Source organism: Devosia sp. Z6_126, from assembly GCF_058133495.1.
Genome location: NZ_JBYUNO010000002.1, coordinates 643,032 through 664,779, shown reverse-complemented (window position 1 = coordinate 664,779; position 21,748 = coordinate 643,032). Strand labels below are relative to the sequence as shown.

Here is a 21,748-nt window from a genome sequence, read left to right as displayed (position 1 = left end):
GGCACCAACAAAAAAGGGGAGGCCAGTGCCTCCCCTTTTTCATGTCGCGCAACGCGCTTTAGCCCACGAGCTTGAGCGCCGGGCGCCGCGGCTTGGTGCGCACCGGCTTGTAATTGGCCATCACGCCCTCGATCACATCGATCGCCTTGCCCGTGCCGTCCTCCGCCTGCAGCAATTCGGCGATCTCGCCCGCATTGCGCCGATAGGTCTCGTTGGTGCTCAGATCCTGCAGCGCCGCCGCCAAAATTTCGGCGGTCAGCTTGCGCAACCGCACCGGCTTGGGTCCGCAGCCCAGCTCATAAACCCGCCGCCCCCAATAGGGTTGATCGATCGCCTGCGGCACCACAAAGGTCGGCCGCCCCAGATGCAGCCCTGCCGAGGTCGTGCCCGCCCCGCCGTGATGCACTACCCCGCTGACATAGCGGAACAGCTTGTCATGCGGCGCCTTCTCGAACGCAAAGATGCTGTCCGGCAGATCGGACGGATCGATCCCGCCCCAGCCGCGCGCCACTACCGCCCGGCCGCCCCAGAGCCGCACGGCCTCTTTCAAAATCTGCGTATTGCGCTCCGCCCCGAATGGCATGGAGCCAAAGCCGATATAAACCGGCGCGTCCCCGGCAGCCAAAAACCGCTGGAACTCGGGGGAGGGGTGCCAGTCATCATGCGTCTTGAGCTGCCAGTACCCCGTCACCAGCGCGGTCTTGGGCCAGTCGCGCGGCCGCGGCGACACAGCTTCCGAATAGGCATAAAGCGTCGTCAGCGGCGTGCCTTCGGTATTGGTGAACAGCCCGCCCATCAGCCGCGCATCGAGCCCCATCAGCTCGCGCCGCAGCTTGTTGCGCGGCAGGTTCCAATAAGCCTGCTGCACGGTCGCCGCCGTATAGGACAGCTTGTTGAGCGCCGGCCCCAGATCATTGCCGACGTAATACATGCACAGCGGAAACTCGCTGGTCGAGTTGAGCGGCTGCAGCGCCGTCATGATCGCGGGGATCTTGAGCGCTTCGGCAATGTCGATGCCAAAGCTGGTATTCATGTTGATGATGATCGCGTCGCACCCCTGGCACATATTCCAGGCGTGGCGCGCCGCCGTATCCACGATCTGCTGGCCCTGGCGCAACAGCGCGGGCGCATTGATCAGCATGGATTGACTCATCGCGTTCTCGAACCGCGATTGCTGCAAAAATGCCTGGATGGAGGGTCCGAGGGAATGGAATTCGACGCCCCGGCTTTCGATCAGGTCCTTGAACTCTTCGGAAGCCCCAAGCACCGTCTCGTAACCGCGCTCCTGCAGGGCGATTGCGAGGGCCAGGTAAGGTTGAACGTCGCCTTGCGTTCCAATCGTCACCAAGGCTATGCGCTTCAAGATTGGACCTCGTCATCCGCTGCATGTGGTGCGGAAATCGGCCTGCGGCAGACCATTTACAATACCCGGGTCAGCATTTATGAACAACGAACCTTTAGCCGGTTTTCATAACTACGTCGCATCTTAAGGGCAAGAGTCATGCCGTTTCCCCACATGATTGCATTGGTTGGAGCCTTGCTCGCCGGCAGTCCCGTGGCAGCCGCCACGGTCGGGGCAGCGGCGAACGCCCGCTAGCTCTTCCCGCTGGGCCACGGTGTTGGCCGGGAAGAGCCGAACAAATCTGCGATCCCTTCGAGAACGCTTAACCCTGTTCAAACCATAATTCCGCGACAATAAGCCAGTCTGTTGCAGACTGCGCGGCCCCAGCGCGTTGTCGCTAGCAAGGTCCCACCCCGGACCGCCCGAGGATTCCATGAGCGAAGATTTCCACCGCATCCGCCGTCTCCCGCCCTATGTTTTTGCCCATATCGACCCGATCAAGGCCAAGGCGCGCGCCGATGGCGTCGACATCATCGATCTGGGCATGGGCAATCCCGATATGCCCACCCCCGAGCACATCGTGAACAAGCTCCAGGAAGTGGTGAAGGACCCGCGCACCCATCGCTATTCCACCTCGCGTGGCATTCCGGGGCTGCGCAAGGCGCAGGCGAGCTATTATGGCCGCCGTTTTGGCGTCAAGCTCAACCCCGATACCCAAGTAGTCGCCACCCTTGGCTCCAAGGAAGGCTTTGCCAATATGGCTTCGGCCATCACCGCCCCGGGCGATGTGGTGCTGGTGCCCAATCCCACCTATCCCATCCATTCCTTTGGCTTCATCATGGCCGGCGGCGTCGTGCGCTCCATGCCCGCCGATCCCAATGAAGATTTCATGCGCTCGCTCGATCGCGCCGTGCGCCACTCCATCCCCAAGCCCATCGCGCTGGTCTTGAACTATCCCGCCAACCCGACCGCCTATACGGCCTCGCTCGATTTCTATGCCGAAGTGGTCAAGTACTGCCGCGCCAACGACATCTTCATCCTGTCCGATCTCGCCTATTCGGAGATCTATTTCGACGAGAAGGACCCGCCGCCTTCCGTGCTGCAGATCCCGGGCGCCATCGACATCTCGGTCGAGTTCACCTCCATGAGCAAGACCTATTCCATGCCCGGCTGGCGCGTCGGTTTCGCCGTCGGCAATGAGCGCCTGATTGCCGCCCTTGCGCGCGTCAAATCCTATCTCGATTATGGCGCCTTCACCCCCATCCAGGTCGCCGCCACCGCCGCCCTCAATGGCTCCGATGAGGTGATCGAGGAAGTGCGCAAGATCTACAAGGCGCGCCGCGACGTCATGGTGGAAAGCTTTGCCCGCGCCGGCTGGGACATCCCGGTCCCCAAGGCGACCATGTTCGCCTGGGCCCCCATTCCTGCCCAGTACGCCCATATGGGCTCGCTGGAATTTGCCAAGATGCTGATCCAGGAGACCGGCGTCGCCGTGGCCCCTGGCGTCGGCTTTGGCGAATATGGCGACCAATATATCCGCCTGGCATTCGTCGAAAACGAACAACGCATCCGCCAGGCCGCCCGCAACGTCAAAAAACTCCTCGGCACCAAAACCGGCACCGGCAACGTCGTCCCCCTGACCGCCTGATTTTGGGCAGGGCAGGGGTTAATCCACTTCCGCCCCACCTAACCCACGCGCAACCCCTCGGTCCGCCTAACTCCACCAGCCCCTCCGTCCCCCTCCCCCTTGAGGGGAGGGGTCAGGGGTGGGGGTTCAGGCGCCTGGGCGCTCTCTGGTGTCTCTGTAGGGCACCAGCAGTATCGACCATCCTGCACCACCCCATCAGCCTGCCTCCCCGCCCCCTTGAGGGGAGGGGCCAAGGGAGGGGGTTCAGGCCGATCGGCAGCAGTGGGAGGCGCTAGGATTAACCGGTGCTTTCGACAATGCTCCACTGGGCGGAAGAGCCCGAACCCCCACCCTCAATCCCTCCCCTCAAGGGGGAGGGAAGCCCAAGAGCCGCTGGTCCCGCACTAAGCCAAGCTACCGATCCCGAGCTAAGGCTGACTGGCTGATCCATACCTATCCAACCACCGGCCCTCCGTCCCCTCCCCCTTGAGGGGAGGGGTCAGGGGTGGGGGTTCAGGTGGATGGATAGGAGTGGAGGTCACGAGGAGTTGCCGGTGCTTCCGACAGGGCTCCACTGGCGGAGGAGCCTGCACACCCACCCTCAATCCCTCCCCTCAAGGGGGAGGGAAGCACAAGAACCGCTGGTTCCGCATCAAGCCCAACTATCAGCCAACAGCTGTGGCTGACCGGCCAACTCCCCATTCAGCCCACCAGCCTGTCCGTTCCCCTCCCCCTTGAGGGGAGGGGTCAGGGGTGGGGGTTCAGGTGGATGGACAGGAGTGGAGGTCACGATGGGTTACCGGCGCTTCCGATAGGGCTCCAATGGGCGGAGGAGCCAGCACCCCCCCTCAATCCCTCCCCTCAAGGGGGAGGGAAGCACAAGAACCGCTGTCTCCGCACTAAGCCCAACTACCCAACCAACAGCTGAGTCTGACCGGCCAGTTCCCCATTCAGCCCACCAGCCTGTCCATTCCCCTCCCCCTTGAGGGGAGGGGTGAGGGGTGGGGGTTCAGGTGGATGGACAGGAGTGGAGGTCACGAGAAGTTATCGGTGCTTTCGACAGGGCTCCACTGGACGGAAGAGCCCGATCCCCCACCCTGAAGGGGGAGGGAAGCCCAAGGGCCGCTGGTCCTGCATTTAGCCCTGGAGTCCAATCCGCGGTTTCTGCCAACCCGGTCCAAAAGACACAAAAAAGGCGGGTCCGAAAACCCGCCTTCTTCAATCTTCCCTCGCGTAAAACCTTAGTTCAACCGCGAACTCACATCGGCAATCGCACGGTCGACCACCTGGCCGCCGCGATTGTTCATCTCGTCGGTGAGCACCACGCGCGCAGCCTCAATGGCGACATCGGCGGAGCGGGCGCGCACTTCGGCAATGGCCTGGGCCTCTGCCTGAGCGATCTTGTCCTCCACCGTCTTGGTGCGGCGGGCGACAAGTTCAGCCAGCGAGGCCTGGGCTTCATTGGTCAGGCGCACGGCGTCTTCCCGAGCGGTGGCGATGATGCTCTCCGCTTCGCTTTCGGCCGCAACACGCTTTTGCTCATATTCCACCAACAATGCGGCGGCTTCTTCGCGCAACCGCTTGGCTGCGTCCAGCTCATCGGCGATCTGCCGGATCCGGCCGTCGAGTAGTTTGGCAATGGTTTTGGGAATGCCGAAATAGGCAGCCACGGCAAAAAACAGAACCAGCGCGACGGTGGCCCAGAAGCTGTTATCCATCCATTCCATGCTGCTTACTCCTTGCCAACTTTGGCGACTGCAGCGCGAACGCTTTCAGGCGAAACTTCGCCCACCAGCTGCGCGACGATGGTCTGCGCCGTTTCGGCGGCAATCTCGTCGACCTGGGTGAGGGCGGCGGCCTTGGTCTGGGCGATGCGGGCTTCCGCCGAAGTCATGCGACCGGCAAGGTCCGCTTCCACGGCCTGGCGCTTGGCGGCCAGTTCGGTCTGGATGGATTCGCGCGTTTCGGTGGCAATGCCCTGCGCCTTGCTCTTGGCGGCGGCAAGTGCCGCCTCATAGGCAGCGATGGCGGCATCGGTTTTCTGGCGGCTCGCATCGGCGGCAGCCAGGTCGGCATCCAGCCGTGCCTTGCGCTCGTCGATGATCGAACCGAGGCGGGGCAGGGCCAGCTTGCTCATCAGCAGGTAGAGCGCGGCGAAGGTGATCGCCAGCCACAACAGCTGTGAGGGGAATGTTGCGGGGTCGAAGGGCGGGAACACGCCGGTGTCATGGGCATCGGCGCCCACTCCGGTGCCGTGGTGTTCGGCAGCGGGGTCATGCCCCGTGGCGCCTTCCACAGGCTCCCCATGGGGGACATCAATAACCGTGTCGAGGTTTTGCTCGCTCGGTGTTTCCGCCTCTTGGGCGAAGGCTTGCGTGGCCATCGGCTTGGTTCCGTTCGATCCGGAGAAACCGGCGGTCGGCCGGTCGAGAAAAGGCAGCCGGGTCTAGAGCCCCGGCTGCATCAGCGTCGTGCTGCCTTGGATTAGGCGACGAACAGCAGGATCAGGGCGACCAGGAACGAGAAGATGCCCAGTGCTTCGGTCACGGCGAAACCGAAGATCAGGTTACCGACCTGCGAAGGAGCAGCGGACGGATTGCGCAGTGCGCCCGTCAGGAAGTTCGAGAAGATGGATGACACGCCAAGGGCAGCGCCGGCCATACCGAGGGTTGCAATACCAGCGCCGATGAACTTTGCGGCTTCAGCGTCCATTTGGGTAGTCCTTTCGAGGGGTCAAAGAAGTTGGCGGGTTCGCCGGGGAAAAACTCAACGCCTAGTGTGAAGGGTGAACCGCGTCGTTGAGATACATCGAAGTCAACACTGCAAACACATAGGCCTGCACTGCTGCCACGAGGAATTCGAGTGCTGTCAGGGCAACGCCCATGAAGAGCGGCAGGATGGCGCCCATCCAGCCAAGGAACCCGGCAGCACCCAGCGTCACCACAAAGCCGGTGAACACTTTAAGCGTGATGTGGCCAGCCAGGATATTGCCGAACAAACGAACCGACAGGCTGATCGGACGCGACAGGAACGACACGATTTCGATCGGCACGACAATGAAAAGGATCGGGGTCGGGATGCCGGCGGGGGCGAACAGCTTGAAGAACTTGAGGCCATGGCGCATCACGCCATAGATGAACACCACGCTGATCACCAGCATGGCGAGCGCGAAGGTCACGATGATGTGGCTGGTGAAGGTGAAGGCATAGGGGATCATGCCGAACAGGTTGCCCACCAGAACGAAGGCAAACAGCGAGAACACGAAGGGGAAGAAGCGCATGCCTTCGGTGCCGGCCGAACTCTTGAGCATATTGGCTATGAACTCATAGCCCATTTCCGCCACCAGCTGCAGCCGGCCGGGAATGATGCTGCGCCGGCTCGTTGCCAGCAGCAAGAAGCCCGTGATCACCACCACTGCCAGCACCATATAAAGCGAGGAGTTGGTGAAGGCGATATTCAGCCCCGAACCGGGGGTGCCATCGCCACCAATCGTGGCAATGGGAAAAATGTCTTCGATGACAAACTGGTGGATCGGATCAGTACCGGCCAATGGAGAGCCCCTTGCGCGTCATCATCTAATCGATCCGCTCTTCCTCATCCGGCTCGGGCCCCATATCGGAGCCCGGCGGAGGCGGTGAAGCGGCGTTCATTTCCGTCACCACGCGGATGACATTGAATACTCCGGCAGCAAAGCCCACCAACAGCAGGATCAGCATGCCCCAGGGGCTTGAACCCAATCCCAGGTCGATCAGGTAGCCAAGACCTGTACCAACCATGATGGCGGCGACGAATTCGGTGCCGATGCGCATGCCGCGCGCCAGTCCGCTCATCTGCTTGGAATGGTCCTGCGAGGCTCTGTTGTCCTCGCGCTCCCGTTCCCGCCTGGCCTGGGCAATGCGCAATGCCAGATCGCGCGTTACCCCTGCAGCACTGGGCCGACCTTCGGTATCTTGCGGCTCTTGCATCCGCCTCTTCCCCTTGGCCGGCTTGAACCTGCACTTGGCAGGGCGCCCTTTTCTAAGTGGCCGCAACATAGTGGCGCCCCCTACGGGTGTCAAGAACACTGCAATTGGCGCAAATGCTTGTTAATAAAAGCCTTTCCGGTTTTACCCGGGGGTGCGGCATGCTGTCCTGTCCCCCGTGTGGCAAAGTTAAGGCAGGGGCGGCGGATTCTCTGCCCGCGGTCGGTGGTAAAACCAGGCCGGTTTGAGCACCTTTCGAGGCGCAAATCCTGCGCCAATCGGGGGTGCTCGCCAACTCCTATTGACCTCTAGGTCATTTCCTATGCAGATGCGCGCCCATGAGCGATATCAAGTCTTTCCGCCAGTCTGTTGAATCTTTCATTGCCGCACGCGGCTGGACCCCGACCCGGTTCGGGCGCACGGTGGCGGGCGATCCGCTGTTTGTGTTCGACCTGCGCGAGGGGCGTGAACCGCGCAGCGAAACGCGCGCCCGTATTCTGCGCGCCATGCAGGAATTCGGGGAAGGGGAAACCGCCCCGCCCCTGCGCATCGGCGTCGCCGGTCTCGGCAATGTCGGTGCGACCCTCGTGCGCATCCTGCAGCGCGACGGTGCCGAACTCACGCGCAAGCTCAACCGCCAGATCGTCGTCACGGCCGTTGCCGCCCGCTCCCGCTCGCGCGACCGCGGCATTGATATTTCGGGCCTTGAATGGTTCGACGATCCCGTGGCCCTGGCCAAATCCGACGGCATCGATCTCTTCGTCGAGCTGATCGGCGGCGAAGACGGCCCGGCCTTTGCTGCGGTGAAAGCCGCGCTCGAGATCGGCCGCCCCGTCGTCACTGCCAACAAGGCGCTCCTCGCCAAGCACGGCGTTGCCCTCGCGCGCCTTGCCGAAGAATCCTCGGCCCAGCTCGGCTTCGAAGCCGCGGTTGCCGGCGGCATTCCCGTCATCAAGACCCTGCGTGAAGGCCTGGGCTCGGCCCGCATCGCCAAGGTCTTTGGCATCATGAACGGCACCTGCAACTATATCCTCACCCGCATGGGCAATGAGGCCATTTCCTTTGCCGATTGCCTCAAGGACGCGCAGGCCCTGGGCTATGCCGAAGCCGATCCGACCTTTGACGTCGAGGGCTTTGACACCGCCCACAAGCTCTCCATCCTCGCCACCCTCTGCTTTGGCTACGAGATCGCCCCCGACAAGATCCATGTGGAAGGCATCTCGCGCATCACCCAGCACGACATCAAGGTCGCCGCCGAGCTCGGCTACAAGATCAAGCTCCTCGGCATTGCCCAGCGCACCGAAGACGGCATCGAGCAGCGCGTTCACCCCACTTTCGTGCCCAAAGGCTCGGCCATTGCCGGCGTCGACGGGGTGATGAACGCCATCGCGCTCGAAACCGATCACGTCCACGAACTGCTCCTCGCCGGCCCCGGCGCCGGCGGCCCGCCCACCGCCGCTTCGGTGCTGTCTGATATTCTCGACATCGCCCGCGGCACCCGCGTGCCCCCGCTCGGCGTGCCCTCCGAAGAGTTGATGCCCTATAAACAGGCGCCCATGCGGGCCCATGAGGGCGGCTATTATATCCGCCTCAGCGCCAAGGACGTGCCCGGCGCGCTCGCCGCCATCGCCACCCGCATGGGTGAGCGCTCGATTTCCATCGATTCTGTCATTCAACGGTCCGATCTTGGCGTTAAGGCTGTGGCCGAAGACGGTACGCCTGTCCGCACTGTGGTGATGATCACCCAGCGGACTTTGGAATCGGATGTGCGTGAATCGCTTGCGCAGATCGCCGCTGACGGGTTCATAGTGGGTGAACCGCAGTTGATCCGGATCGAAATGCTCTGACACTCCCACCGGGATAAGAACAGGGCCCGGGGGGAGCCAGCATGAAACTAAGCAAGGTCGAGGCCGAGAGCCCGGCCAATCTTCACCGCAGCCTGACGCTGGAGCTCGTCCGCGTCACCGAACGGGGCGCCATCGCCGCGGCCCAGTGGCGCGGCAAGGGCAATGAACAAGCGGCCGATGAGGCCGCGGTCGGGGGCATGTGCGACGAGCTTGCCACCGTTGCCATCGATGGCCGTATTGTCATCGGCGAAGGCGAAGAGCATGAATGCGAACGCCTGTTCATCGGCGAACGCGTCGGCACCGGTGCGGGGCCGCAGGTCGATATCGCCGTCGATCCGCTCGAAGGCGTCACCCTTTGCGCCAAGAACCAGCCTGATTCGATTGTGGTCCTCGCCATGGCCGAGCGCGGCGGCCTGCTCAACGTCGCGCGCGACGTTTACATGCACAAGATCGCCATCGGCTCGGACTATCCGCCCGGCACCGTCCACATCGATTGGACCGCTACCGAAAACGTCACCGCGCTGGCCAAGGCCAAGGGCGTGCCGCTGAGCGAAATCACCGCCATCGTGCTCGACCGGCCTCGCCACTCCGCGCTGATCGAGGAACTGCGCACGGCCGGGGTTGCCGTCAAGCTCATCAGCGATGGCGATATTGCCGGGGTCATCCACGCCGTCAATGCCGACCAGGCCGGCGTCGATATCTATCTCGGCTCCGGCGGCGCTCCTGAAGGCGTGCTCGCGGCTGCGGCCCTGCGTTGCATCGGCGGCCAGATGCAGGGCAAGCTCATTCTCGATACCCCCGCCAAGCGCGAGCGCGCCCACCGCATGGGCATCACCAATCCGGCGCGGATCTATGAGGCAGGCGAACTCGCCGCCGGCGATGTGCTGTTTGCCGCCACCGGCGTTACCGATGGCACCTTGCTCGATGGCATCCGCCTCAGCCGCAATGCGGTGGAAACCTCCACCATCGTCATGCGCTCCTGGTCCCAGACCGTCCGCTGGATCCGCGCCCGCCACGCCCGCTGAAACCGAACTTTCCGAGCTGCCCGCAAAGTTCGCGCTTTTGATCCGTGCCGACCGGGGCGGGCCGCTTTGCCGCGCCCGGCGGGCGGCCCCTCGAAATTGCCGCTAATATAGCTTAACTCTGCGCCATGCTGGAGCTTCCCCGCCACTTTCTCGACGTTTCCCGTTCCCTGTCCGGCCGTGCCTGGGTCGATCGCCTCGATCCCAATGCCACGCGCATTGCCACCGCCATCGGCCAGCGCACCGGCATTTCCGAAATCCTCGCGCGCATCATCGCCGCCCGCGGCGTCGGTCTCGACGATGCCGAAAGGCATCTCGAGCCCACCGTGCGCGAGCTGATGCCCGACCCGTCGACCCTCACCGATATGGACGCCTTGGCCGAGCGCATCGTCGCGGCAATCGAGGCGGGCGAGCCCATCGCCCTCTTCGGCGATTACGACGTGGATGGCGCCTGCTCCTGCGCCCTCATGGCCCGGTTCCTCCACCATTTCGGCGCCGCTCCGGACGTTCACATTCCCGACCGCATCTTTGAAGGCTATGGCCCCAATATTGCCGCCATGGACAAGCTCATCGATAGCGGCGCGCGCCTCATCATCACCCTCGATTGCGGCACCACCAGCGATGCCCCCATCGCCCATGCCCGCAATCGCGGCGTCGATGTTCTGGTGATCGACCACCATCTCTCCGACCACGATTTGCCGCCCGCTACCGCCCTGGTGAACCCCAACCGGCCCGACGACATTTCGGGCCTTGGCTATCTCTGCGCCGCCGGCGTCACCTTCATGGTGCTGGTTGGCGTCAATCGCCTCTTGCGCTCGCGCGGCCATACCGGTCTGCCCGATCTGATGCGCCTCCTCGATCTTGTCGCCCTCGCCACTGTTTGCGACGTGGTCCCTTTGGTGGGCCTCAACCGCGCCTTTGTGGTGCGTGGGCTCCAGATCGCCCGGCGCGGCGACAATCTGGGCATTGCCGCCCTCGCGCTCGCCGCCCGAGTGAACGGTCCGCTCAATCCCTACCACCTCGGCTTTCTGATCGGCCCGCGCATCAATGCGGGGGGACGCATCGGCAATGCCGCGCTCGGCACCGAACTCCTCACCCTTACCGATGAGCATCACGCCCTCGCCATCGCCGCTCGCCTTGACGAGCTCAATAACGAGCGCCAGCGCATCGAGATCGAAGCGGTGGAAGAAGCCACGCGCGTCGCCGAGCTTGAGATCGGTACTGGCGAGGGCCCGCCCGTGTTGGTGCTGGCTTCCGCCGCCTGGCACCCCGGTATTGTCGGCCTCGTTGCCGCCCGCCTGCGCGAGCGTTTCGAGCGCCCCGCCTTTGCCATTGCGCTCCAGCCCGATGGCTCTGGCACCGGCTCGGGTCGCTCCATGCCCGGCGTCGATCTGGGGCGTGCCGTGATCGAAGCGGTGGAAACCGGCCTCATCCCCAAGGGTGGCGGCCATGCCATGGCAGCCGGCGTCACCATCCGCCCCGGCCAGCTCGGCCCCTTCCGCTCCTTCCTTTTTGAAGCGCTGGGGTCCGCTGTGGGCACCGCCCGCCGCGCCACGAGCCTGCCGGTGGATGCCGCGCTCACCAGCCGCGGCGCCACGCTTGAACTTGTGCATGAAGTCGAGCGGGCAGGGCCATTTGGCGCCGGCAATCCTTCGCCCCTCTTTGCCTTTCCAGCCCATCGCGCCAAGTTCGCCCAAATTGTCGGCAAAGGCGGCCATGTCAGCTTTTCACTGACCTCGGGCGATGGCGCGCGGCTCAAGGCCATTGCCTTTCGTGCTGCGGGCACCCCGATCGGCGATGCCCTGCTTGGCAATACCGATCGCCCGCTGCATTTTGCCGGCGGGCTTTCGATCGACCATTATCAGGGCCGCGAACAGGTGCAGTTTCGCCTCACCGATCTAGCCGTGCCTGCCCCGTGAGGTGAACTGAGGCTTGCATCTGCTTGTGGGCTGCGTAAATTAAGCGCATGGGCCTCTTTGTCGCACTGCCGACAGCGCGCCAGGGAGGGGGTTCTATCTCGGGGCAGTCGCTCTGCAGCGCTGCCAGGTAGCTGGGCAAGCGTTTATGCGTAAAACTGCAGTCACGAATACCGCCGCCGGCAGCAAACCTCTGACGGCGATACTGTCCTGGGCCGTCGAGCAAATCGGCTCCCGCGTCGTCAACGCGCCCCGGCATGGCGGCGTCACGATCATCTTCCCCAATGGCCGCACACGAACCCTGGGCAATCCGGCCACCGGGCTCCATGCCGTGCTGCGCCTCAACAATTTCCGGGTTCTGAGCGAATCGATGCAGCGCGGCACGGTTGGCTTTGCCGCCGCCTATATGAATGGCGACATCGAGGTCGATGACCTTACCGCCTTGTTCCGCTTCTTTCTGCAGAACCGCGATATCATTCAGCGCGCCAATCCCGGCATCTTCCGCAAGGCGGCCGGCGATCTGCATTATCATCTCTCGCGCCGCAACACGCTCGATGGCTCCAAGCAGAACATCGCCGAGCACTATGACCTCGGCAATGACTTCTACGGCCAGTGGCTCGATCCCTCCATGACCTATTCCTCGGCGGTCTTTACCTCCGGGGACCAAAGTCTCGAGGAAGCCCAGCTCGCCAAATATCACCGCGTCGCCGACATGGCCGGCATCACCCCCGGCTCGAGCGTTCTGGAAATCGGCTGTGGCTGGGGCGGCTTTGCCGAAACCGTCGCGCGAGACTATAGCGCCAATCTGCGCGGCATCACTCTTTCCGCCGAACAGCTGCGCTTCGGCCAGGAGCGCCTGCGCCGCCAGGGGCTCGACAACCGCGCCAAGCTTCATTTCGAGGATTATCGCAACACCACCGGCCAGTTCGACCATATCGGCTCGATCGAAATGATCGAAGCGGTCGGGCAGGAACACTGGCCGAGCTACTTCCAGACGGTCCATGACCGGCTCAAGCCCGGCGGCACCGCCGCTATTCAGGCCATCACCATCGATGAGGCCGATTTTGCCGGCTATAGCAGCGGGCCCGATTTCATCCAGCGCTATATCTTCCCCGGCGGCATGCTGCTGACCAAGACGGCGATGCGCGAATGCGGCGAGCAGCACGGCCTTGTGCTCGAACAGGTGGAAACCTTCCGCCTTTCTTATGCCCGCACCCTGCGGCTTTGGCGCGAGCGCTTCCTTGAGCGTTGGCCCATGATCGCGCCGCTCGGCTATGACGAGCACTTCCGCCGCAAATGGATTTATTATCTCAGCTACTGCGAGGCGGGCTTCACCGAGGGCTGCATCGATGTTGGCATCTACCAGTACCGCCGTCCGGCCTGAGCTCTAATCCTTGGGCTTGGGCAGCCGGCCCATCACCCAGAAGAACACCGGATAGGGCACCATCCGCAGCAGTTTCATCGGCCACACCAGCCGCCGGGGAAACGCGATCTCGAATCGATCCGAGCCCAACAGGCCATCAACGATCCGCCGCGCCCCATCCTCGGTTTCCAGCAGGAAGGGCATGGGGAAATCGTTGCGGGCGGTCAGCTCGGATTTCACAAAGCCCGGGGCGATCATCCGCACTCCGATCCCACTGCCGGTGAGTTCGGTGCGCATGGTCTGCAGCAGCGCGATCATCGCCGCCTTGGTCGAGGAATACGCCGCCGAACGCGGCAAGCCGAAATAACCTGCGACCGAGGCGATCCCGGCAATCTGCCCGCCGCCTTGCCGGCGCATCTGCGCCAGCAGCGGATCGAGAAACCGCACGAACCCCAGGAAATTGGCGTTCACCACCGCGCTGAAGGGTTCAATGGCATAATCGCTGACCTTGCGCGCCTGCCAGGCCGCCACCCCAAAGACGAAGAGATCGATTCGCCCCAGTCGTGCAATCACCTCCGCCACCGCCGCATCCACCGCCACCCCATCGGTGACATCGAGCGGAAAGGCATGAATGCGCTCCCCATTCGCCACCTCGGCCAGCCGCTCGACCCGCCGTCCTGATACCGCAACCGTCCAGCCCCGGTCCGCCAGCACCCGCGCCACCGCCGCCCCGATCCCCGAACCGCCCCCAATGATCCAAGCAACTTTTTCGGTCATGCCATCGCTCCCAACCGCCCCTCGGCTCTAGGCCGAGACTAGCCCCTTCTGCCGCCCCAAATCCTCCCCGCCCCCTTGAGGGGAGGGGCTGGGGGAAGGGGTCCCTCAGTCACCCCTGATTCCAATCAGAATCACCGCCCCATCATCACCCAACCCGACCCAACCGGGCATAACTTCGGCGCCAAAAACCGCGATGAACAAACTGACAGCCGCCGTTCATCAACCCGGCGCAAAAATGGCAAAGGGGGTGCAAACACGCAAAAATCCGATCCGTCAGTTCCCTGACGCGATCAGCACAAGCGGCAATAAATTGGAAGCAAGACCCTGGTACGCCCAAGGGGAATCGAACCCCTGTTCCCGCCGTGAGAGGGCGGTGTCCTGACCGCTAGACGATGGGCGCGGAGGAGGTCTTAGTGCTAGCTTATCCTCGCAACAGCAGCAAGGAAAATGGTACGCCCTAGGGGAATCGAACCCCTCTCTCCACCGTGAAAGGGTGGCGTCCTGACCGATAGACGAAGGGCGCCTAAGCGCTGGTGGTCGTATAGTCGGACCCTTTTGGATGTGCAACACCTTTGCGCGCTTTCCATCAACTTTTTCAACAGCCTGAGAAAGTCACCGGCCGCCGATAGCCCTTGGGCCGCTCACGCACATCCACATGAATAAAGGGTTTACCGGGATAGCACCCCAGCCCGCCAACCGCCGGCGTGCGCATGGCAAAAGCGATCAGCTCGCGCTTGTCCACCCCGGGGATATAGAAGTCCGCCGCCATGCATTTGGTGTGAAAAGAATTGTCCGCGCCGCCCGCCGCCTTGTTGTGCCGGCCATCGCGATAGCCCGAGCTCATGATCACCTTGCGCCCGAAATGCCCCTCGAACTCCCAGATCAGGAATCGCAGCTGCGGGCTGATGCAAAACGCATTCACCTCCCGGCTGGCAACATAAGTGCCCCAGTCCGAGCGCTTGCCGGAATAGGCTTGCCCGCTGCCACTGGCGAACATCGCCATTGGCGCGCAGCCAGTCAGAACCAGAACACAGGTGAGGAGGGCGGCGATCGTTTTCATGGCGTCCACTCAGGTCGGCCAGTTGCGCACAAGCAACACAGCAACTGATGGTTTGCGAAGCCACTAAAATACGATCGAGATTGCTAACCCGCGCCTAAGCATCAGGGTTAACGAAGCTGTCTACCGGCCCTTGGCCGGCAGACAAAAATCGGGATTCGCTAGCTTACCACTTGCCGGTATTTGGCATGGAAGCCCAGGGCTCCTGCGGGGGCAGGGTGCCGTTCTGGATCAGCTCAACCGAGATCCCATCGGGCGAACGCACAAAGGCCATATGCCCGTCGCGCGGCGGCCGATTGATCACGACACCCATGTCCGACAGGTGCTGGCACAAGCCATAGATGTCATCGACGAGATAGGCGAGGTGCCCGAAATTGCGCCCGCCGGTATATTCTTCGGGATCCCAGTTATAGGTGAGTTCAACTTCCCCACCTTGGTCGCCCGGAGCGCGCAGGAAGATCAGGGTATAGCGGCCCTTCTCGTTTTCGCTGCGCTTGACCTCTTCTAGGCCTAGCCCCTCGCAATAAAATCGCAGGCTCGCTTCCACATCGGTCACGCGGACCATGGTGTGCAGATATTTCATCGGGGTAATTCCTCTGCAGTTCGGGCAACTCGCCTAACAAGTGAAGACGTGAGCCGCAACTGCCACACCTAAACTATTTCGAAACACCTTCTTAACTTTTGCCACTGAATCGGACACAGTGCTAAGGCTAGTGGAGTACCTCGCGGCGCGAGGCGAGTACGAAAAGGCGGCATCTATGGGGGCCAAACTGAGCGGCGAGGGCGACGAGCCTACGACCCTGTCTACCGGGGCGGTGACCGATCGCCCGCAAGCGACTGACGGCAGCATGGATACCATCGAGGTTTCCGGTGCCATCAAGTGGTTTGACGCTGGCAAGGGTTTTGGCTTTATCGTCCCCGATAATGGCATGGCCGACGTGCTGCTGCATGTCACCTGTCTACGGCGCGACGGCTACCAAACCGCCTATGAAGGCGCCCGCATCGTGGTAGAGGCCCTTAACCGCCCCGGCGGGCTACAGGCTTTTCGCATTATTTCCATGGACGAATCCACCGCGCGGCATCCTTCGCAGATGGCGGCGCCGCGCACCCATGTGGTGGTGGAGCCAACTTCGGGCATGGTCCGGCTCGAGGTGAAATGGTTCAACCGCATTCGCGGCTTTGGCTTTCTGTCCGCGGGCGAGGGCACGCCTGACGTGTTCGTCCATATGGAAACCTTGCGCCGCTTCGGCATCACCGAGTTGCGGCCCGGCCAGTTCGTGCTGGTTCGCTATGGCGATGGCCCCAAGGGCCTTATGGTTGCCGAGATTCGGCCCGATGGATGGGGCGACGCACCGTCTTCGCACTAGGATCACCATCCATGCTTACCGCCTTCACCGCGCCTCCCGCTGCCGCCCAAGTGGTGCGCCGTTCCGGTCTGCTCGTGGCTGCTCTCTTCGCGGTCGCGCCGCTGGCGGCCTGCAGCGATGAGGGCCAACTGGTTCTCCACACCTCGACCGGCGATCACGCCTTCAAAGTCGAAGTCGTCGATACGCCCGAAAGCCGCGCCAAGGGCCTGATGTACCGCCAGGAACTGGCTGATGACGAAGGCATGCTCTTTGACTTCGTGGATGAGCGGGAGGTGTCATTCTGGATGCGGAACACCTTTATTCCGCTCGACATGATCTTCATCGATGGCAAGGGTGTCGTCAAAACCGTGCATGTGAATGCCCGCCCGCACGACCCTACTTCGATCCCCTCGCAGGTTCCGGTGCGTTATGTGCTGGAGATCCCCGGCGGGCGCTCCCAGGAGATTGGCCTCAAGCCGGGTGACACCGTCGAGCATGACCTCATCGAGGCGGCGCCACAGCCCTGATCCTAGAGCCGCTTGAACACCATGCAATCAAGCACGGCCCACAGGTGCAGGCTGGCGCCCGCGACCACGAAGACGTGCCACAAGGCGTTCTGAAATCTCAGCGTTTCCCACAAGTGGAAGATAATCCCGAGCGAATATACGACGCCGCCCGCCAGGATCAGCCACAGTGTTGAGGCGGGCAGGGCGGTGGCCAGCGCCTGGAACACCAGGATGCCGCTCCAGCCGATTGCCAGGTACAGCAGAATGGCAAGGCGCCCGAAGCGGTGCGGCACCAGCAGCTTGAGGGCCACGCCAATCAGCGAGGCGGCCCATACGAAGGTGGTCATCACCATGCCCGTGGTCGTGCCGCCCAGCACCGCGAGGAAAGGCGTATAGGTGCCGGCGATGAACAGGAAAATGGCGGCCTGGTCGAGCCGCGCCAGGTGCATCTTGATCGGCGAAACCGGCCATAGATTATAGGCCAGCGACACGCCAAGCACGCAGATCAGCGTTGCCACATACAGCACAAGCGCCGGAAACGCCTCCGGCGCAGTGTGCGTCAGGGCAAATACCAGAAGGAACGATCCGGCAACAAGCGCCCCCACCAGCCCGAACACATGCACCAGACCATCGGCCACCAGTTCGGCCGGGGTATAAGGACGCTGCTCGCGGCTCCACCAGGAATAGGACGGGGACTGCTGAACGGGGTGCTGCACTACGGGCTCCTGCGGCGAGCCTGTTGCTGCCAGGTTGCCAACGCACTGATAAGCCACAGAGTTGCAGCGCGTGCGCCTGTGCCGCAGGCCAGAAGGCCACGAGCGGCCTTGGCGCTCCGTCCCACCGGCCCGCAATCGCTTGACCCGACCGGCCGTTCCATGTTCGACCAGCCGGGGAGGAATAGCATGTTCGACCTGACGCTGCCGACATTGTTGACCCGCATTGCGGTGCTGGTCCCAATCCTCGCCATCTACGGATTTGCCCTTACGGGTGCCGCGCGTTTGCTGGGCGACGAAGGCCCCGCCCAAGACGGCCGCCTCACCCTCAACCCTGCTGCTCATCTGGATCTAATCGGCGCTGTGGCCTTCTTGGTGTCGGGCCTGGGGTGGATGACGCCGCTGCACCTGACGCCGGCACGTATGCGACCGCCCGTTCTCGGCGCAGTTGCGGCCATGCTCACCCCAAGCTTAGCCATGCTGGCGTTGGCTTGGCTCGCCCAGCGGCTGATCCCCCTCGCGATCAACATGGATTCGCTGGCCTGGGGCGCCATCGTCACCAGTGGTCTGCAAGCGCTTTCGGGCAGCGCCGTGCTGTTTGCGCTGATCAACCTCGTGCCCGTGCCGCCGCTGGCGGCCAGCGCATTGCTCGGGCGGACATCGGAAATTGCCGGCTGGCTGGAGCGGCGGCAACTGCTGGTCAGCCTTGCCATTCTTGTGGTGTTCGCGACCGGCAAAATCCAGCTCTGGCTGGCCCCAGTCGTCGCCGCGGTTTTGGCGCTGATCGACTGAGTTCGGGCTAATCGAGGTACTTGACGGTCAAGTCATTGAGCCGCCCGTCGTCACGGATGCGCGCCAAGGCAGCAACGATGGCGCGCTTGAGGGTTAAGTCCCCTTTCCAGAGGCCAAACACCAAAGCGTCATGCCCGAGCGGCGGCGGCAGATCGGTCATGACCAAGCCAGCCTCGCGCGCCAGCGCGTGGGCATAAAGCGCGTCGGCAATGCCGGCATCGGCCGAACCGTCTGCAATTGCGGTCGCGAGATCATCGGGCGAGCGCACCAGCTGGGGGGTAACGCCTTTCCCGCGCAAGAACCGCGACAGGCCCAACCGGTCGGCACCCGGCACATTGGCCAGCACCGCCACTGTCGTCCCGGGCTGCAGTCCGCCCGCTGCCCGGGACAGAACCACCCAACCCGTCTCGCCAAATGGTGGCGTTACATCCAGAAAGGCGCGGGTGGCTGCTGTGTCGAGCGTGCCACCACCCACCACCGAGCATTGCGCCCGGCTGATCCGCCACAGGCTCAGATCAAAATCCTCACCCATGGCGGGCACTGTGACCGGCCGGAACCGGACGCCGATTTCCTCGGCAATCATCTGCAGCAGTTCAACTTCGAGCCCCGGTTCCGCCTCGTCAGCGGTCACGAGCGGCGGCCGCGTCACGGGCAGGCAGGCGCTCAACAGACCCTGGCGCCGCACCTCCGAAAGCGAGGTATCGGGCGGGAGCAAATACACCGCCAGCAACAGAGCCACTCCCCCGATTAACCAGGCATATTGCGACACAATATCGAGGAGGCGGCGCAACATGGCTCAGTTCTTGCGGAAGTCGAACAGCGCCCAGCCAAAAAAGACCACGCACATGCCCACCAGCACCAGCGGCCCCAGGGCTGGATCGAACTGGGCGAAACCGATGAAGTTTTTCCTTAGTGCATCAACGGCATAGGTCATCGGATTCGCGTGGATCAGGAACACCAGCCATTCCGGATAGATGATCGCCGCCTGCGCCCGCGACAGCGCTGGATCGAGCGGAAACACCGAACTCGAGAGAAAATACAGCGGGAGGATCACGGCATTCGAAAACACACCGAAGCCCTCGAAACTGCGCACCCGATGCGCAATTACGATCCCCAGCGACGTCAGGCCAAAGGACAGGAGAAACATCAACAGCAGGCCCATGGCGATATCGGCTGGCGCGATGGGCACATCGACGAAAAACGCCAGGATCAGCACGAGGCAGCCATGAAACATGGCCACCGTCGCGCCGCCCAGCACCTTGCCGAGCAGCACCAGCGAGCGTGGCATGGGCGATACCAGCACTTCCCGCAAGAAGCCGAACTCGCGGTCCCAGATCAGCGACACCGCCGATTGCACCGAAGTGTACATGATGTTGAGCGCGATAACGGCCGGGAAGATAAACTGCAGATAGGTGAATGGGATCACAAAGCGGACCGCGCCATAAACCTCGCCGCGGAAATAAGGGTTAAGCCCGATCCCTAGTACCAGAACCCAGAGCAGCGGCCGGCTGACCCCACCGATTAATTGCCCTTTGTCCCGCGCGGCCCGCTTGATCTCGCGCAGCCAAATGGCAAACACCCCGCTGGCCAAAGCCCGCGGCCCCAGCGGTGTGGTTTGGGGAAAGTCATCTACCAGGCTCATCGGCGTCCCTCCCGCTTGGGCGTGACGGGTTCCGGGCGCTCCAGTTGCCGACCGGTAATGGCGAGAAACACGGAAGCAAGGCTCGAGCGATCAAAGGACAAGTCGGTGAGCCGATCGCCAAATTCGCCCAGGAATTCACGCGTGAACTGCGATTGTGGGATGCGAACCAGCAGCCCTTCTGGGATAGGCGTCACCAGTTCAGGATAGCGCGACTGAATAGCCTGTGCTGCCGCCGCATCCACCGGGCGCAGCCGCATATATTCTTGGCCATAGCGCGATTTCAGCGCATGTGGGGTGTCCAGCGCCACCACCTTGCCCTGGTCGATAATGCAAACCCGGTCGCAGTTCTCAACCTCTTCGACATAATGGGTGGTGATGATGAGGGTCAGGTCACGTTCAGCGCGCAGCTTGGCGACATAGTCCCACATGGCGTCGCGCGAACGGGCGTCGAGCCCCACCGTCGGTTCATCCATCACGAGGATCCGCGCGTCATGCACCAGGGCGCGGGCAATTTCGAGCCGCCGCTTCATGCCGGCCGAAAGCGTCTGCACCAATGCGTTGGCGCGATCCGCAAGCTCGACCGCCGCCAGCATTTCCTGGATCCTGTCCCGCCTCAAAGCCTTGGGCACGCCATAGACCATGCCGTGGAACTCGAGGTTTTCACGAACCGTCAGGCGTCCATCTAGGCTGGAGGTCTGGAACACTACGCCGAGATTGCGCCGCACCCGTAATGGGTCGCGCATCACATCGGCCCCGCCGACCTTGGCCGTGCCACTGTCGGGCGCCAGCAGGGTGCAGAGGATATGCAACAAGGTGGTCTTGCCGGCGCCGTTGGGGCCGAGCAGGGCAAAGACCTCGCCGCGGTTGATCGTCAGGCCTACCCCATCGAGCGCCAGATGACGGCCATAGCGCTTGCTGAGGTCGTGCAGTTCGACGGCAGGAGTCATGGATTGGAGGGTGCCGCACCGGGCATGTCGATTTGCGTCAGCAACTCATCGACGACGCCATCCGCCACCAGCGCCGCAATCGCCTGGTCGATATTGTTGCGCAAGAAGGTGTCCCGGCTAAGCATGACGCCACCAATGGGCACCGGCGGCAGGTTGAGCGGGCTGGGAGAGGCGATGATGTCGAGCGCGGCGATATCAGGGCGGCTCTTGCCCAAGGCATAAAACGAGGGTGCCCAAACCAGGGCGGCGGCGACAGTGTCGCTCAGCACGGCGTCGAGCGCCTGGGTGTCGGTCGCCATCGGAAAACGCCGCCAGCGCTCCCCGGCCGGGCGGGAATTGTTGAACTGCACGAGGCGGAAATCTGCCGCAGAGCCGATCGTGGCCCCAAGCGCCTGGCCCGGGGCGATGGCGCCGAGGGTCGCGGGGGCAGGGGACTTGGCCACAAACACATAGCCGGTTTCGTAATAAGCCCGGGTGACTGTCACCCATTCGGGATAACCGCCGGCAAACAGTTTGAACCCGAAATACACCGCGCAATCGGCCAGCAGGTGGCGGTACACATCCTCGAATTCGGCGCGCTCATTGGTGTCGGTCACCACATGCATGCGCGGCTCGAGCAAGAGGCTATCGGCAATGGCAAGGCCAACCGCCTTGTCGAACTCCCATCCGGGATCACGCGGATCAACACAAAAGCGGAAGGAATACTCGTCGCTGGCCCGGCCGAACTTTTCTTGGTCGGGCAGGCTGGGGCGATCCTGCGCCAGTCCCGGCGCACAAAGGGCAGCCGCACAGAGCAGGCACGAAGCAAGAACCCGCCCGTGGCGGCGAAGGCGGGATAGCAAAACCATCAGGTTGGTTCCTCAAGAAAAACCGCGGGCGCCGAAGCGCC

General features: G+C 63.0%; 22 protein-coding genes and 2 tRNA genes. 8 read left to right on the top strand and 16 right to left on the bottom strand.

Features of this window, described 5'->3' with window-relative positions; translation table 11 throughout:
• Window positions 1-58: 58 nt before the first annotated feature.
• Complete coding sequence (locus tag AC3YOG_RS10150) at window positions 59-1,363, bottom strand: glycosyltransferase (protein WP_489934956.1); 1,305 nt, start codon at window positions 1,361-1,363, stop codon at window positions 59-61.
• 412 nt (window positions 1,364-1,775) lie between these two features.
• Here AC3YOG_RS10150 and AC3YOG_RS10145 point away from each other — a divergent pair, with 412 nt between their 5' ends.
• On the top strand, window positions 1,776-2,990 hold the full coding sequence (locus AC3YOG_RS10145; protein ID WP_489890437.1) for an LL-diaminopimelate aminotransferase: 1,215 nt from the start codon (window positions 1,776-1,778) through the stop codon (window positions 2,988-2,990).
• A gap of 1,220 nt (window positions 2,991-4,210) precedes the next feature.
• Here AC3YOG_RS10145 and AC3YOG_RS10140 read toward each other — a convergent pair.
• The 5 genes from AC3YOG_RS10140 to AC3YOG_RS10120 all read right to left on the bottom strand — a co-directional run bounded on the left by AC3YOG_RS10140 (window position 4,211) and on the right by AC3YOG_RS10120 (window position 6,934).
• Complete coding sequence (locus AC3YOG_RS10140) at window positions 4,211-4,696, bottom strand: F0F1 ATP synthase subunit B family protein (protein ID WP_489934955.1); 486 nt, start codon at window positions 4,694-4,696, stop codon at window positions 4,211-4,213.
• Window positions 4,697-4,701: 5 nt separating this feature from the next.
• Window positions 4,702-5,352: a F0F1 ATP synthase subunit B gene (locus AC3YOG_RS10135; protein ID WP_489934954.1), complete on the bottom strand. Its 651-nt coding sequence runs from the start codon at window positions 5,350-5,352 to the stop codon at window positions 4,702-4,704.
• Between the two features lie 101 nt (window positions 5,353-5,453).
• Window positions 5,454-5,681, bottom strand: a complete 228-nt coding sequence (locus AC3YOG_RS10130; RefSeq protein ID WP_127752552.1) for a F0F1 ATP synthase subunit C — start codon at window positions 5,679-5,681, stop codon at window positions 5,454-5,456.
• A 61-nt stretch (window positions 5,682-5,742) separates the two neighbouring features.
• Complete coding sequence (locus tag AC3YOG_RS10125; RefSeq protein ID WP_127752553.1) at window positions 5,743-6,519, bottom strand: F0F1 ATP synthase subunit A; 777 nt, start codon at window positions 6,517-6,519, stop codon at window positions 5,743-5,745.
• 25 nt (window positions 6,520-6,544) lie between these two features.
• The gene (locus tag AC3YOG_RS10120; RefSeq protein ID WP_489890438.1) at window positions 6,545-6,934 is read right to left on the bottom strand and encodes an AtpZ/AtpI family protein; all 390 of its coding nucleotides are present in this window, start codon (window positions 6,932-6,934) and stop codon (window positions 6,545-6,547) included.
• A 503-nt stretch (window positions 6,935-7,437) separates the two neighbouring features.
• On the opposite strand from AC3YOG_RS10120, the gene AC3YOG_RS10115 reads away from it, so the two are divergent.
• The 4 genes from AC3YOG_RS10115 (at window position 7,438) to AC3YOG_RS10100 (ending at window position 13,100) form a co-directional block, all read left to right on the top strand.
• Complete coding sequence (locus tag AC3YOG_RS10115) at window positions 7,438-8,778, top strand: homoserine dehydrogenase (protein ID WP_248305319.1); 1,341 nt, start codon at window positions 7,438-7,440, stop codon at window positions 8,776-8,778.
• A 41-nt stretch (window positions 8,779-8,819) separates the two neighbouring features.
• Window positions 8,820-9,803, top strand: coding sequence for a class II fructose-bisphosphatase (glpX, locus tag AC3YOG_RS10110; RefSeq protein ID WP_489934953.1), 984 nt, complete (start codon window positions 8,820-8,822; stop codon window positions 9,801-9,803).
• A 125-nt stretch (window positions 9,804-9,928) separates the two neighbouring features.
• Complete coding sequence (recJ, locus tag AC3YOG_RS10105) at window positions 9,929-11,719, top strand: single-stranded-DNA-specific exonuclease RecJ (RefSeq protein ID WP_489934952.1); 1,791 nt, start codon at window positions 9,929-9,931, stop codon at window positions 11,717-11,719.
• A 145-nt stretch (window positions 11,720-11,864) separates the two neighbouring features.
• Window positions 11,865-13,100 carry an SAM-dependent methyltransferase gene (locus AC3YOG_RS10100; protein ID WP_173087534.1) on the top strand — a complete coding sequence of 412 codons (1,236 nt, stop codon included), beginning with the start codon at window positions 11,865-11,867 and terminating at the stop codon, window positions 13,098-13,100.
• Between the two features lie 3 nt (window positions 13,101-13,103).
• Here AC3YOG_RS10100 and AC3YOG_RS10095 read toward each other — a convergent pair whose 3' ends face one another.
• The 5 genes from AC3YOG_RS10095 to AC3YOG_RS10075 form a co-directional block, all read right to left on the bottom strand.
• Window positions 13,104-13,856: an SDR family NAD(P)-dependent oxidoreductase gene (locus AC3YOG_RS10095; protein WP_489934951.1), complete on the bottom strand. Its 753-nt coding sequence runs from the start codon at window positions 13,854-13,856 to the stop codon at window positions 13,104-13,106.
• A gap of 325 nt (window positions 13,857-14,181) precedes the next feature.
• Window positions 14,182-14,256 (bottom strand) — tRNA-Glu (locus AC3YOG_RS10090).
• Between the two features lie 48 nt (window positions 14,257-14,304).
• A tRNA-Glu gene (locus AC3YOG_RS10085) sits at window positions 14,305-14,379 on the bottom strand.
• A 72-nt stretch (window positions 14,380-14,451) separates the two neighbouring features.
• Entirely contained in the window at window positions 14,452-14,916 is a 465-nt protein-coding gene (locus AC3YOG_RS10080; RefSeq protein WP_489934950.1) for a YcbK family protein, read from the bottom strand.
• A gap of 163 nt (window positions 14,917-15,079) precedes the next feature.
• Complete coding sequence (locus AC3YOG_RS10075; RefSeq protein WP_127752561.1) at window positions 15,080-15,496, bottom strand: VOC family protein; 417 nt, start codon at window positions 15,494-15,496, stop codon at window positions 15,080-15,082.
• Window positions 15,497-15,761: 265 nt separating this feature from the next.
• On the opposite strand from AC3YOG_RS10075, the gene AC3YOG_RS10070 reads away from it, so the two are divergent.
• Together AC3YOG_RS10070 and AC3YOG_RS10065 are read left to right on the top strand one after the other, a co-directional pair.
• Window positions 15,762-16,280, top strand: coding sequence for a cold-shock protein (locus AC3YOG_RS10070; protein WP_248305320.1), 519 nt, complete (start codon window positions 15,762-15,764; stop codon window positions 16,278-16,280).
• A gap of 11 nt (window positions 16,281-16,291) precedes the next feature.
• Window positions 16,292-16,786, top strand: coding sequence for a DUF192 domain-containing protein (locus AC3YOG_RS10065; RefSeq protein WP_210258526.1), 495 nt, complete (start codon window positions 16,292-16,294; stop codon window positions 16,784-16,786).
• Window positions 16,787-16,788: 2 nt separating this feature from the next.
• Here AC3YOG_RS10065 and trhA read toward each other — a convergent pair whose 3' ends face one another.
• Window positions 16,789-17,481 carry a PAQR family membrane homeostasis protein TrhA gene (gene trhA, locus AC3YOG_RS10060; protein ID WP_248305252.1) on the bottom strand — a complete coding sequence of 231 codons (693 nt, stop codon included), beginning with the start codon at window positions 17,479-17,481 and terminating at the stop codon, window positions 16,789-16,791.
• Between the two features lie 186 nt (window positions 17,482-17,667).
• Between trhA and AC3YOG_RS10055 the strand changes: the two genes are divergently transcribed.
• Window positions 17,668-18,270: a zinc metalloprotease gene (locus AC3YOG_RS10055; RefSeq protein WP_489934949.1), complete on the top strand. Its 603-nt coding sequence runs from the start codon at window positions 17,668-17,670 to the stop codon at window positions 18,268-18,270.
• Window positions 18,271-18,277: 7 nt separating this feature from the next.
• Here AC3YOG_RS10055 and AC3YOG_RS10050 read toward each other — a convergent pair whose 3' ends face one another.
• From AC3YOG_RS10050 to AC3YOG_RS10035, 4 genes are read right to left on the bottom strand one after another with little or no spacing between them, the layout of a single operon-like run.
• Complete coding sequence (locus AC3YOG_RS10050; protein WP_489934948.1) at window positions 18,278-19,063, bottom strand: transporter substrate-binding domain-containing protein; 786 nt, start codon at window positions 19,061-19,063, stop codon at window positions 18,278-18,280.
• A gap of 3 nt (window positions 19,064-19,066) precedes the next feature.
• Window positions 19,067-19,912: an ABC transporter permease gene (locus tag AC3YOG_RS10045; RefSeq protein ID WP_489934947.1), complete on the bottom strand. Its 846-nt coding sequence runs from the start codon at window positions 19,910-19,912 to the stop codon at window positions 19,067-19,069.
• Window positions 19,909-20,859, bottom strand: coding sequence for an ABC transporter ATP-binding protein (locus AC3YOG_RS10040; protein ID WP_489934946.1), 951 nt, complete (start codon window positions 20,857-20,859; stop codon window positions 19,909-19,911). Before AC3YOG_RS10040 ends, AC3YOG_RS10045 begins: the two co-directional genes overlap by 4 nt.
• Window positions 20,856-21,707, bottom strand: a complete 852-nt coding sequence (locus AC3YOG_RS10035) for a substrate-binding periplasmic protein (protein WP_172122928.1) — start codon at window positions 21,705-21,707, stop codon at window positions 20,856-20,858. Before AC3YOG_RS10035 ends, AC3YOG_RS10040 begins: the two co-directional genes overlap by 4 nt.
• Between the last annotated feature and the right edge of the window lie 41 nt (window positions 21,708-21,748).

Bases quoted from the DNA above. Each gene is read 5' to 3' on its own strand.
- AC3YOG_RS10065 (WP_210258526.1), top strand. From the start codon at position 16,292: ATGCTTACCGCCTTCACCGCGCCTCCCGCTGCCGCCCAAGTGGTGCGC.
- AC3YOG_RS10145 (WP_489890437.1), top strand. From the start codon at position 1,776: ATGAGCGAAGATTTCCACCGCATCCGCCGTCTCCCGCCCTATGTTTTT.
- AC3YOG_RS10040 (WP_489934946.1), bottom strand. From the start codon at position 20,859: ATGACTCCTGCCGTCGAACTGCACGACCTCAGCAAGCGCTATGGCCGT.
- AC3YOG_RS10045 (WP_489934947.1), bottom strand. From the start codon at position 19,912: ATGAGCCTGGTAGATGACTTTCCCCAAACCACACCGCTGGGGCCGCGG.
- AC3YOG_RS10115 (WP_248305319.1), top strand. From the start codon at position 7,438: ATGCAGGAATTCGGGGAAGGGGAAACCGCCCCGCCCCTGCGCATCGGC.
- AC3YOG_RS10075 (WP_127752561.1), bottom strand. From the start codon at position 15,496: ATGAAATATCTGCACACCATGGTCCGCGTGACCGATGTGGAAGCGAGC.
- AC3YOG_RS10095 (WP_489934951.1), bottom strand. From the start codon at position 13,856: ATGACCGAAAAAGTTGCTTGGATCATTGGGGGCGGTTCGGGGATCGGG.
- AC3YOG_RS10070 (WP_248305320.1), top strand. From the start codon at position 15,762: ATGGATACCATCGAGGTTTCCGGTGCCATCAAGTGGTTTGACGCTGGC.
- AC3YOG_RS10140 (WP_489934955.1), bottom strand. From the start codon at position 4,696: ATGGAATGGATGGATAACAGCTTCTGGGCCACCGTCGCGCTGGTTCTG.
- AC3YOG_RS10055 (WP_489934949.1), top strand. From the start codon at position 17,668: ATGTTCGACCTGACGCTGCCGACATTGTTGACCCGCATTGCGGTGCTG.
- AC3YOG_RS10130 (WP_127752552.1), bottom strand. From the start codon at position 5,681: ATGGACGCTGAAGCCGCAAAGTTCATCGGCGCTGGTATTGCAACCCTC.
- AC3YOG_RS10080 (WP_489934950.1), bottom strand. From the start codon at position 14,916: ATGAAAACGATCGCCGCCCTCCTCACCTGTGTTCTGGTTCTGACTGGC.
- AC3YOG_RS10135 (WP_489934954.1), bottom strand. From the start codon at position 5,352: ATGGCCACGCAAGCCTTCGCCCAAGAGGCGGAAACACCGAGCGAGCAA.
- AC3YOG_RS10035 (WP_172122928.1), bottom strand. From the start codon at position 21,707: ATGGTTTTGCTATCCCGCCTTCGCCGCCACGGGCGGGTTCTTGCTTCG.
- recJ (WP_489934952.1), top strand. From the start codon at position 9,929: ATGCTGGAGCTTCCCCGCCACTTTCTCGACGTTTCCCGTTCCCTGTCC.
- AC3YOG_RS10100 (WP_173087534.1), top strand. From the start codon at position 11,865: ATGCGTAAAACTGCAGTCACGAATACCGCCGCCGGCAGCAAACCTCTG.
- glpX (WP_489934953.1), top strand. From the start codon at position 8,820: ATGAAACTAAGCAAGGTCGAGGCCGAGAGCCCGGCCAATCTTCACCGC.
- AC3YOG_RS10050 (WP_489934948.1), bottom strand. From the start codon at position 19,063: ATGTTGCGCCGCCTCCTCGATATTGTGTCGCAATATGCCTGGTTAATC.
- AC3YOG_RS10120 (WP_489890438.1), bottom strand. From the start codon at position 6,934: ATGCAAGAGCCGCAAGATACCGAAGGTCGGCCCAGTGCTGCAGGGGTA.